This window comes from Pseudomonas sp. (assembly GCF_049645325.1).
GTDB lineage: Bacteria > Pseudomonadota > Gammaproteobacteria > Pseudomonadales > Pseudomonadaceae > Aquipseudomonas.
Map to the genome: position 1 here is coordinate 1 of NZ_JBARTQ010000457.1, position 10,847 is coordinate 10,847.

The window sequence follows — 10,847 nt, forward strand, 5'->3', positions numbered from 1 at the left end:
CGGCTTTTTTGGCTGACGGTTACTGCGAACTGAGCAGTTGGCCGATGCTTGGGTCTTTGAACAGGCGGGTCAGTGCATCACTGAGCACATCGCTGACCAGCTTGGTGTTGGTTTCTTCGTTCGGCGACATGCCGAAACGCTGGTTCAGGGACGCGCCATAGCGGCCACTGTAGCGGCGAGTGCCTGCACTGACGTCGGACTTGAACGTCGCGCCGATGGACGCTTCAGTCACATACAGGCCTTCTTTAGGCGACTGGTACTTCAGCTCGGCCAAGGTGATGGTCAACTGAGGAGCGCCCGGCGAGTTGGCCGGGGTGAAGCCCAGCAGGCGCACGGCGGCTTCGGCCTGGGCTTGCAGCTTGGGCAGCACGTCCTGACCGGTTACCGAAATGAGCGCGGTTTCAGGGTACAGGCCGCCGCGCGAGCCCAGGGTTGGCGATGGACGACCATCCACCACACGTACCGACACCGGCTGGCCGTGACCTACAGGGGCCAACTGCGCGGTAACTTTTGGTTGCGGGCTGAGTTGTTGCGGGCTGTTGGCGCAGCCAACCAGGGTCAAACTGGTCACAGTGATCAAACCGAACAACAGGCGTTGCAACATACTCATTTCTCCAGGACTAGATGCAAACAGGCGGCCAGTATAACGGTGCAGGCGCGCCACTCACCAGCCATCCTGAACGGCAGCTGAAGCCCCGGCGAAATTACAATTTCACATAAATCCGTCATTCCAATGTCATGGCACACTGGCAACCTTCGAGCATGTAACGTAACCGGTACAAAGCCATGCGCCTTCTCAAATCGCTGTTCATGCCAAACGCCCGCCTTCGCCACTATGCACTGCTCGATCTTCAGGGCCATTGCCTGGCGTTCAAGCAATGCAGCCTGCCGCCCGTCGGTGAAGGCTGGGTGGAAGTCGCAGAAGCCCATTTAGGCTGGATGCACCGCCCACTGCCCGCCAGTGCCCGTGTCAGCCCGAACGTCACACACGCGCAACCGCGACATGCGTTGGCCTCCTGACTGAAGTACTAATAAAAGTCATAAAACACGCCCATTTCCTCGGCGTTCTTCGCTACAATCTCCCCCCGATTATAAGGACGTCTCCTGATCGGGCCTCGCAGCATCGTTAATGCCTCGGTATTAACCCCAAAATCGCCCACAGAGAGCCGCCCACACAGATCGAGTGAAGCTGGCGCGCTTGCTGTTTTCTTTGCAAACCCTCCCTCTTTACCGAATCTGCCAGAGCTGCCATTGCGCTCGGCCACTTGAGTTGTTTGCCCGTTTTGCCGCGTGTCGGCAGAGGTTTGCGGGCCAGGTGCCAGGCTGGGCAGCCCTTTTTTGAGGTTCACGTCTTCAAAAGAGCGTGAAAAAAACGGGTTTTCACAACTTCACAAGAGTGTGGCGAGCAAATGAATAGTTTGGCGTTTGTACAAGCACCATCAGCGTCTGGAACAGCCCAACCACACAGGAACGAGTACTCCTCAAAAACCGGAGCTTGAAGCCTGTCCGCTACGGATTTGGTTGCACGAATTGCACGCTTTGACCATAAGTCGAATTGCCACAGGCGCCCATGAATGCGTTCATAGGCAGATTAGCCCGGCAGGAAGCGTGCGCTGAAGTTGCAAAAAAATTGCGAAGAATCGGACATGGCGATCCTGGCCATGGGTAACCTGGGGCAACACGTGAACCGCCCCGTCACTCCTGGCAGCCATGCCGTCAATTTGGTGCTGCAGATTTTGGAGACGCGTTAAATGGCGCATAACGAAGCAGTCGACGTAGTTCTGGTAGGGGCCGGCATCATGAGTGCCACCCTGGCCGTACTGCTCAAAGAGCTCGACCCCGGCCTCAAGCTGGAAGTCGTTGAGCTGATGGACTCGGGTGCCGCGGAAAGTTCCAACCCGTGGAACAACGCCGGTACCGGCCACGCCGGGCTGTGTGAGCTGAACTACACCCCGCAGGCGGGTGACGGCTCCATCGACATCAAAAAAGCCGTGCACATCAACACTCAGTTCGAGGTGTCGAAGCAGTTCTGGGCGTACCTGACCAAAAAAGGCACCTTTGGCTCGTCCAAATCCTTTATCAGCCCGGTGCCGCACCTGAGCTTCGTGCAGGGTGAAAAAGGCGTGTCGTTCCTCAAGAAGCGCTTTGAAACCCTCAGCCAGCACCACGCGTTCTCGGACATGCACTACACCGAAGACCGCACCGAAATGGCTGAGTGGATGCCGCTGATGATGCCGGGCCGCCCGCTCGACGAAAAAATCGCGGCCACCCGTGTCATGAACGGCACCGACGTCAACTTTGGCGCCTTGACCAATCAACTGCTCGGCCACCTGACCAGCGCACCCGATGCGCAGGTCAAGTACAGCAAGCGTGTCACCGGCCTCAAGCGCAACGGTGCGGGCTGGACCGTGAGCATCAAGGACGTCAACAGCGGCAACAGCCGTGACGTGGACGCCAAGTTCGTGTTCCTCGGCGCCGGTGGCGCGGCCCTGCCGCTGCTGCAGGCCTCGGGTATCGAAGAAAGCAAAGGCTTTGGCGGTTTCCCGGTCAGCGGCCAGTGGCTGCGTTGCGACAACCCGGACGTGGTCAAGCACCATCAGGCCAAGGTCTACAGCCAGGCTGCCGTGGGTTCGCCACCGATGTCCGTGCCGCACCTGGACACACGCGTGGTCGACGGCAAGAAGTCCCTGTTGTTCGGGCCATACGCCGGCTTCACCACCAAGTTCCTCAAGCACGGTTCGTTCCTCGACCTGCCGCTGTCGATTCGCGCCGGCAACATCGGCCCGATGCTGGCCGTGGCACGCGACAACATGGACCTGACCAAGTACCTGGTCAGCGAAGTGCGCCAGTCCATGGAACAGCGCCTGGAGTCCCTGCGCCGCTTCTACCCTGAGGCGAAAGCCGAAGACTGGCGCCTGGAAGTCGCCGGCCAACGGGTGCAGATCATCAAAAAAGACCCGAAGAAAGGCGGCGTGCTGCAATTCGGCACCGAGCTGGTGGCGGCCAAAGATGGCTCGCTGGCGGCGCTGCTGGGCGCTTCACCAGGTGCTTCGGTGACGGTGTCGATCATGCTGGAACTGATCGAACGCTGCTTCCCGGAAAAAACCGCCGGTGAATGGGCCACCAAACTGCACGAGATCTTCCCGGCGCGGGAAAAGGTCCTGGAGACGGATGCCGAGCTGTACCGCAAGATCAACACGGCGAACAACATCAGCCTGGAACTGGTTGCGCAAAGCAACGAGGCTGAAAGCTACGCTTGAGGTCGTGACGCGGAGCGTCACAGGATGCATTCCCACGCAGAGCGTGGGAACGAACGCCCCGGTCTCGTGATGAGAACGGGGCGTTTTTAGTTGCGCCGGCTGATCAGCCGCGCGCTTGCTCGATCAGCTCAATGTATTCAGGGGCATTGCGCTGGTCCTTGATCAGTTCGATGAAAGTCAAGCCGTGCTCGTCCTTGCCGTCCAGGTCCAGCCCGGCTTCCTTGAAAAAACCCAGGAACCGCTCGAAGTCATCGATACGCAGGCCACGATAGGCCTTGATCAGTTTGTGCAAGGACGGTGAAGTCGCGTCGACCGGCTCGAAGTCCAGGAACAACTTGATTTGATCGTCGCCGATCTCGTCACCAATCACCTGTTTCTTATCTTTACGCATTACCGACTCCAGCCTGCGAACATTTACACGGGAAAAGCAGTTTACCTGCGGTGCAGCGGCTTCGAAAGCGGTGCAGATTCAATGGGGGGAGCTGGCTTGCCAGCGGTAGCGGGGCATCAGTTGCAGATGGGCCAACTGACCTACCGCCATCGCAGGCAAGCCAGCTCCCACAGGGACTGCATTCACATTGGCAATAGTGTGATGGCCACACTACTTCGCGCGCACTGCGCCGGTGTGCAGGTCCGCCCAGATGTGGCCGTTGGCGTAGCTCAAGAACTGCACATACACCGTCTCATTGCGCAGCAGGTCGACGATCACGCGGTATTGCGCCACCGGATACGACAAAGTCAGGGTTTTACTGGCGTCGTCGAAGACGGGCTTTTTCAGGCTTTTGCTTTCGGCATCGAAGTTGAGCACCACCTGGGCGATGGTCGCGCCCTTGTTCAGTGGCTTGCCCTTGAGGCGGATGATCAACGGGGAAGTCACCGGGATCGGCTGCTGGCTGGACTGACGCTGGTTACCCACCACCACCGCGTACTCGGTGACTTGCAGCAGTTGCTGCTGGTCAGGCGTTTCGGCACGCAGGGTCAGGTCGTCCGGCGGCAGGAACTGGCTGTGCATTGGTGACGGTGCCGCGGCCAGCGGCAGGCTGAAAGCCAGCGCCAAGGCCGCGCAGGTGCGGATCAACAGGCTCATGGGCCACTCCAGGCGAGATGGCCGAGCACTGTAGCTCAATCGAACTGGGCAAGCATCCAGCGTTGGTATTCGGCTACCTCGGCATCGCCTTCCCGGGGTGCCCAATCAGCTAATTCACCCTCGCCCACCGGCCGATAAGGCCCGGCCTTGCATTCGAACATCACCGTGCCGGGCTCAAGCACCACCAGGCCATGAAACACCCCCGGCGGCAGATCAACGCCCTGACAGTCGCCGCCCGCCTGCATCACGCGCTTCGCCATCACTTCACCGGTTTCGCTGAACACCAACAAGCCCAGGCTGCCCTTGAGCACTAACAGGGTTTCCGCCTTGTCCGCGCTCAGGTGCCGATGCGGCGGCACGTAGGTGTTGGGCTGCAGGCCCACGGCCAGGCGATGGCAAGGCTCTTCCATCTGATGGAAGTTGTGGTGGTGCCGGCCACGGGGGCTGGCGGCGGCTTTCTCGGCCAATTCGGCGAACAGTGTCTGATCAAGAAAGCGGGTCATCGATTACATCCCTTTAACAGCGTAGATGCCATTGGCGTTACGCCAGTAGCCTTTGTAGTCCATGCCATAACCGAAGATATAGCGATCGATGCACGGCAGGCCTACGTAATCGGCTTTCAGGTCTGGACGGGCTTTGCGGTCGTGGTCTTTGTCGATCAGCACGGCGGTGTGCACTTTACGTGCGCCGGCGTGTTTGCAGAAGTCGATGATCGCACCCAGGGTGTGGCCCTCATCGAGGATGTCGTCGATGATCAGCACATCGCGGTCGATGAACGACACTTCCGGCTTGGCTTTCCAGAACAGGTCGCCGCCGGTGGTTTCGTTGCGATAACGGGTGGCGTGCAGGTAGGACGCTTCCAGTGGGAAGTGCAGGTGTGTCAGCAATTTGCCGGCGAAGATCAGGCCACCGTTCATCACGCAGAAAACCACCGGGTTGGTGTCGGCCATTTCACGGGTGATGTGCGCGCCGACCTCGGCGATAGCGGCTTCGACTTGCGCTTCGGTGTACAGGCAGTCAGCCTCACGCATGATTTGACGGATATGCTCAAGATCAGCGGACATGGCGCTCTCCAAGGGGTGCTGTGGCAAGAAAAGCGGGCGAAGGTACGCTTCTCGTGCGCTCCGGGCAAGCCTTAATGGACTAACGTACTAGATGTCTATAGGACAACACCCTCGGATAGATTAATCTAGGCCGGTTTTTTTGCCCGCCGCCGGAGCCTTTCCCATGCCCACTCGCGAGATCCGCCACCCGCTGATCCGACACAAACTCGGCCTTATGCGCCGCGCCGACATCAGCACGAAGAACTTCCGTGAGCTTGCTCAGGAAGTCGGAGCGTTGCTCACTTACGAAGCCACTAAAGATCTGCCCCTGGAGACCTACGAGATCCCGGGTTGGGCCGGTCCCGTCCAGGTCGAGAAAATCGCCGGTAAGAAAATTACCGTGGTGCCGATCCTGCGCGCCGGTATCGGCATGCTCGAAGGCGTGCTGAGCCTGATCCCGGGCGCCAAGGTCAGCGCCGTGGGCGTAGCCCGCAATGAAGAAACCTTGCAGGCCCACACCTACCTGGAAAAACTCGTCCCGGAAATCAACGAGCGCCTGGCCATGATCATCGACCCGATGCTCGCCACCGGCAGCTCCATGGTTGCCACCATCGACCTGCTGAAAAAGGCCGGTTGCCGGGATATCCGCGCCATGGTGCTGGTCGCCGCACCCGAAGGCATTGCCGCCGTTGAGAAAGCCCACCCGGACGTGGTGATCTACACCGCCTCCATCGATGAGCGCCTGAACGAACACGGCTACATCATCCCGGGCCTGGGCGATGCCGGTGACAAGATCTTCGGTACCAAGCAGAAGGACGCGTAAGCATGCAGGATGAATTCAACGACCCGCTTTGGCGCCAGATCCTGTCTGGCGCACAAATGCTCTTCGTAGCATTTGGCGCGCTGGTGTTGATGCCGCTGATCACAGGTCTTGATCCAAACGTCGCACTGTTCACCGCTGGCCTGGGCACGTTGCTGTTCCAGGTGGTGACAGGGCGGCAGGTGCCGGTATTCCTGGCATCAAGCTTTGCGTTTATCACCCCGATCATTCTCGCCAAGGGCCAGTTCGGCCTCGCGGCGACCATGGGCGGGGTGATGGCTGCCGGTTTCGTTTATACCTTCCTGGGCCTTGCGGTGAAGATCAAGGGCACCGGTTTCATCGACCGGTTGCTGCCGCCGGTGGTGATCGGCCCGGTGATCATTTCCATTGGCCTGGCCATGGCACCGATTGCCGCCAACATGGCGATGGGCAAGTCCGGCGACGGCGCCGAGTTGATCCATTACCAGACGGCGATGCTGATCTCGATGCCCGCATTGCTGACCACGCTGATCGTGGCGGTGTTCGGCAAAGGCATTTTCCGCCTGGTGCCGATCATCTCGGGCGTACTGGTGGGTTTCGCCATGGCGTTCTACTTTGGCGTGGTCGACACGGCAAAGATTGCTGCCGCACCCTGGTTCGCCTTGCCCCACTTCACCGCGCCGGAATTCAACTGGCAGGCGATTCTGTTCATCGTCCCAGTGGCCCTGGCCCCGGCGATCGAACACATCGGTGGTGTGATTGCAGTGGGCAGCGTGACGGGCCGCGACTACCTGAAGAAGCCTGGCCTGCACCGCACGCTGCTGGGTGACGGTATCGCTACTACCGCTGCGGGCCTGTTCGGCGGCCCGCCCAACACGACCTACGCGGAAGTGACCGGCGCGGTGATGCTGACCAAGAACTACAACCCGAAAATCATGACCTGGGCGGCGGTGTTTGCCATCAGCCTGGCGTTTATCGGCAAGTTCGGCGCACTGCTGCAGAGCATTCCGATTCCGGTGATGGGCGGGATTCTGTGCCTGCTGTTCGGTTCGATTGCGGCGGTGGGCATGAACACGCTGATTCGCCACAAGATCGACCTTGGCGAGGCGCGCAATCTGGTGATTGTGTCGGTGACCCTGGTGTTCGGGATTGGCGGCGTGCTGGTGGGTACCGGCACTGGCCCGGATGATTTCGGCCTGAAGGGCATCGCCCTGTGTGCGGTGGTAGCGATTGGTTTGAACCTGCTGCTGCCGGGCAATGATGGCTGGAAGAACAAGAAGCCGGATGAGCCGTTGATCTAACTGCTTCAGCGCAAATCAGTGTGGGAGCTGGCTTGCCTGCTCCCACATTTGATTTCAGCGGATGCTAGAGCTCACCCAACCCATCAATCAGCGCCTGGTTCTGCTCAGGCGTACCAATGCTGATCCGCAGGAACTGGGCAATCCGCGCCTGCTTGAAATGCCGCACGATCACGCCTTGCTCACGCAGCTTTGCCGCGAGGCCCGCGGCGTCATGTTTCGGGTGACGGGCAAAGATGAAGTTCGCCGCCGATGGCAACACCTCAAAGCCTTTCCCTTCCAGCTGTGCGACCACCTTGTTGCGGCTGTCGATCACTAATTGGCACGTCTTCTCAAAGTACTCACGGTCTTCAAACGCCGCCGCCGCGCCGACAATCGCCAGGCGATCCAGCGGGTAGGAGTTGAAGCTGTTCTTGACCCGCTCAAGCGCCTCGATCAGGTCGGGGTGTCCCACGGCCAGGCCTACACGCAAACCGGCCAGTGAGCGCGACTTGGACAGGGTCTGGGTCACCAACAGGTTCGGGTAGCGGTCTACCAGACTGATGGCGGTCTCGCCACCGAAGTCGATATAGGCCTCATCCACCACCACCACCGAATCCGGGCTGGCCTTGAGGATCTGCTCCACCGCGTCCAGCGCCAGCACGCAGCCGGTCGGCGCGTTCGGGTTGGGGAAGATGATCCCGCCGTTGGGCTTGGCGTAGTCCGCCACGCGGATCTGGAACTGCTCGTCCAGCGGCACCGGGTCGGACTTGATGCCATAGAGGCCGCAGTAAACCGGGTAGAAGCTGTAGCTGATGTCCGGGAACAGCAGCGGCAAGTCGTGCTGGAACAAACCGTGGAAGATGTGCGCCAGGACTTCATCGGAACCGTTGCCGAGAAAGACCTTGCCGGCGTCGATTCCGTAATACTTGGCCACCGCCTGCTTGAGCAGGTCGCTGTTGGGGTCCGGGTACAGGCGCAGGTTTTCGTTCAGCTCGGCCTGCATGGCGGCCAGCGCCTTGGGCGAAGGGCCATACGGGTTTTCATTGGTGTTGAGCTTGACCAGCTTGGTCAGCTTGGGTTGCTCGCCGGGCACATAAGGCACGAGGTCCTTGACGAAGGGGCTCCAGAATTTACTCATGTCTCAGTTCCCCTTCTTGTCGTCAAGAATGCGGTATTCGGCGCTGCGGGCATGAGCGCTCAAGGATTCACCACGGGCCAGTACCGAAGCGGTCTTGCCCAATTCGGAAGCGCCCTGCGGCGAGCAGAAGATGATCGACGAACGTTTCTGGAAGTCATACACCCCCAGCGGCGACGAGAAGCGCGCGGTGCCGGAGGTCGGCAGCACGTGGTTCGGGCCCGCGCAGTAATCGCCCAGCGCTTCGCTGGTGTGGCGGCCCATGAAGATCGCACCGGCGTGGCGAATCGACGGCAGCCAGGCCTGTGGGTCGGCTACGGACAGCTCCAAGTGCTCCGGCGCAATGCGGTTGGCCACTTCGATCGCCTGTTCCATGTCACGCACCAGGATCAGCGCGCCACGGCCATTGATCGACTTCTCGATAATTTCGGCGCGGTCCATGGTCGGCAGCAGTTTGTCGATGCTGGCGGCAACCTTGTCGAGGAATTCAGCGTCGGGGCTGACCAGGATCGCCTGGGCGTCCTCGTCGTGCTCGGCCTGGGAGAACAGGTCCATGGCGATCCAGTCCGGATCGGTCTGGCCGTCACACACCACAAGGATTTCCGAAGGGCCGGCGATCATGTCGATGCCGACCTGGCCGAATACATGGCGCTTGGCGGTGGCGACGTAAATGTTGCCGGGGCCTACCACCTTGTCGACCTTCGGCACGCTTTCGGTACCGTAGGCCAATGCGGCAACGGCCTGGGCGCCACCGATGGTGAACACGCGGTCGACACCGGCAATGCACGCCGCCGCCAGTACCAGCTCGTTGAGTTCACCACGCGGGGTCGGCACGACCATGACCACCTCGGTCACGCCCGCTACTTTGGCCGGGATCGCGTTCATCAGCACCGACGACGGATACGAGGCTTTACCGCCTGGCACGTACAGGCCGGCACGGTCCAGCGGCGTGACCTTCTGGCCCAACACCGTGCCGTCGGCCTCGGTGTAGCTCCAGGAGTCTTGCTTCTGCTTTTCGTGATAGCTGCGTACGCGCGCCGCCGCCACTTCCAGGGCTTCGCGCTGCGGGGCGGTGATGCGCGTGAGCGCCAGCTCCAGGCGCTCGCGAGGCAGAATCAGGTCGGACATGGACGCCACGTCCAGGCCGTCGAACTGGCGGGTGTAATCCACCAGTGCCGCGTCACCGCGCTCGCGCACGTTCTTGATGATGTCGAGCACCCGCTGGTTGACCGAGTCGTCGGACACACTTTCCCAGCTCAGCAGATGATCCAGATGATGGGCGAAATCCGGGTCGGCAGCGTTGAGTCGGGCAATTGCAGTGGACGTGGTCATAGCGAGGGCCTCATAGGATTGGCAAAAAATGCTCAGGCGCCGAAAGTTAGCAGTCGATCCGCTTGGGCACCTGAGAATTCTGGCTATGAGGCGGATAGACGGGCGCGGCTTGGGGCCGCGCGGGTGAGTCAACCGCGGTGTCGAGACTCCACTGCTTTGCGCAGGGTGTCGATCAACGCCTGGATACGGGCGTGTTGCATCTTCATCGAGGCTTTGTTGACGATCAGGCGGGAGCTGATGTCGGCAATGAAATCCTGGGGTTCGAGACCGTTGGCACGCAAAGTGTTGCCGGTGTCGACGACGTCGATGATCTTGTCGGCCAGGCCGATCAGCGGAGCCAACTCCATCGAGCCGTAGAGCTTGATGATGTCAACCTGACGGCCTTGCTCGGCGTAATAGCGCTTGGCAACGTTGACGAACTTGGTGGCCACGCGCAGGCGGCCTTTGGGTTCGACGTCACCGACACGGCCGGCAGTCATCAGCTTGCACAGCGCGATACGCAGGTCCAACGGCTCGTAGAGGCCCTGGCCGCCGTATTCCATCAGCACGTCTTTACCGGCGACGCCGAGGTCGGCCGCGCCATGTTCAACGTAAGTCGGCACGTCGGTAGCCCGCACGATCAACAGGCGAACGTCGTCCTGGGTCGTAGGGATGATCAGCTTGCGGCTTTTGTCCGGATTCTCGGTCGGCACGATGCCCGCTTCAGCCAGAAGCGGCAAAGTGTCGTCAAGGATGCGGCCCTTGGACAGTGCGATGGTCAACATGGGAAACGTCAGTCCTTCATCAGGCTATTGCTGTCCGGTCGCAAACGGCGCCAGACACAGATCGAGGCCATGACAGCCTCGATTTGAAACAAATCCACTACCGCTCAGTTAACAGCAAACACTTTCCTGTGGTGAGCGGGCTTGCCC

Annotated in this window: 13 protein-coding genes; 4 read left to right on the forward strand and 9 right to left on the reverse strand. The window is 60.4% G+C overall.

Annotated features, from left to right (window positions below):
• Positions 1-19: 19 nt before the first annotated feature.
• Positions 20-604, reverse strand: coding sequence for a YajG family lipoprotein (locus tag WBB95_RS19865; protein WP_016974267.1), 585 nt, complete (start codon positions 602-604; stop codon positions 20-22).
• A 182-nt stretch (positions 605-786) separates the two neighbouring features.
• Here WBB95_RS19865 and WBB95_RS19870 point away from each other — a divergent pair, with 182 nt between their 5' ends.
• Entirely contained in the window at positions 787-1,020 is a 234-nt protein-coding gene (locus WBB95_RS19870; RefSeq protein ID WP_424489131.1) for a hypothetical protein, read from the forward strand.
• Positions 1,021-1,028: 8 nt separating this feature from the next.
• Here WBB95_RS19870 and WBB95_RS19875 read toward each other — a convergent pair whose 3' ends face one another.
• Positions 1,029-1,349 carry a hypothetical protein gene (locus tag WBB95_RS19875; RefSeq protein WP_424489132.1) on the reverse strand — a complete coding sequence of 107 codons (321 nt, stop codon included), beginning with the start codon at positions 1,347-1,349 and terminating at the stop codon, positions 1,029-1,031.
• A gap of 402 nt (positions 1,350-1,751) precedes the next feature.
• Between WBB95_RS19875 and mqo the strand changes: the two genes are divergently transcribed.
• Entirely contained in the window at positions 1,752-3,260 is a 1,509-nt protein-coding gene (gene mqo / locus WBB95_RS19880) for a malate dehydrogenase (quinone) (RefSeq protein WP_424489133.1), read from the forward strand.
• Positions 3,261-3,363: 103 nt separating this feature from the next.
• On the opposite strand, the gene WBB95_RS19885 is transcribed toward mqo, so the two are convergent.
• From WBB95_RS19885 to WBB95_RS19900, 4 genes are all read right to left on the reverse strand, one after another.
• The gene (locus WBB95_RS19885; RefSeq protein WP_424489134.1) at positions 3,364-3,651 is read right to left on the reverse strand and encodes a PA4642 family protein; all 288 of its coding nucleotides are present in this window, start codon (positions 3,649-3,651) and stop codon (positions 3,364-3,366) included.
• A 210-nt stretch (positions 3,652-3,861) separates the two neighbouring features.
• Positions 3,862-4,347, reverse strand: a complete 486-nt coding sequence (locus WBB95_RS19890; RefSeq protein ID WP_424489135.1) for a hypothetical protein — start codon at positions 4,345-4,347, stop codon at positions 3,862-3,864.
• Positions 4,348-4,382: 35 nt separating this feature from the next.
• A complete protein-coding gene (locus WBB95_RS19895; RefSeq protein ID WP_424489136.1) occupies positions 4,383-4,850 on the reverse strand; it encodes a WbuC family cupin fold metalloprotein in 468 nt (155 codons plus the stop codon).
• Positions 4,851-4,853: 3 nt separating this feature from the next.
• Positions 4,854-5,411 (reverse strand): hypoxanthine-guanine phosphoribosyltransferase, encoded by a 558-nt coding sequence (locus WBB95_RS19900; RefSeq protein WP_424489137.1) that lies wholly within the window; start codon positions 5,409-5,411, stop codon positions 4,854-4,856.
• A 163-nt stretch (positions 5,412-5,574) separates the two neighbouring features.
• Between WBB95_RS19900 and upp the strand changes: the two genes are divergently transcribed.
• Positions 5,575-6,213, forward strand: a complete 639-nt coding sequence (upp, locus tag WBB95_RS19905; RefSeq protein WP_424489138.1) for a uracil phosphoribosyltransferase — start codon at positions 5,575-5,577, stop codon at positions 6,211-6,213.
• Between the two features lie 2 nt (positions 6,214-6,215).
• On the forward strand, positions 6,216-7,490 hold the full coding sequence (locus WBB95_RS19910) for a uracil-xanthine permease family protein (protein WP_424489139.1): 1,275 nt from the start codon (positions 6,216-6,218) through the stop codon (positions 7,488-7,490).
• A gap of 64 nt (positions 7,491-7,554) precedes the next feature.
• Here WBB95_RS19910 and hisC read toward each other — a convergent pair whose 3' ends face one another.
• The 3 genes from hisC to hisG all read right to left on the reverse strand — a co-directional run bounded on the left by hisC (position 7,555) and on the right by hisG (position 10,700).
• Positions 7,555-8,607, reverse strand: a complete 1,053-nt coding sequence (hisC, locus tag WBB95_RS19915) for a histidinol-phosphate transaminase (RefSeq protein WP_424489140.1) — start codon at positions 8,605-8,607, stop codon at positions 7,555-7,557.
• A gap of 3 nt (positions 8,608-8,610) precedes the next feature.
• Positions 8,611-9,936, reverse strand: coding sequence for a histidinol dehydrogenase (gene hisD / locus WBB95_RS19920; RefSeq protein ID WP_424489141.1), 1,326 nt, complete (start codon positions 9,934-9,936; stop codon positions 8,611-8,613).
• A 128-nt stretch (positions 9,937-10,064) separates the two neighbouring features.
• A complete protein-coding gene (gene hisG, locus WBB95_RS19925) occupies positions 10,065-10,700 on the reverse strand; it encodes an ATP phosphoribosyltransferase (protein ID WP_003188599.1) in 636 nt (211 codons plus the stop codon).
• Positions 10,701-10,847 lie beyond the last annotated feature (147 nt).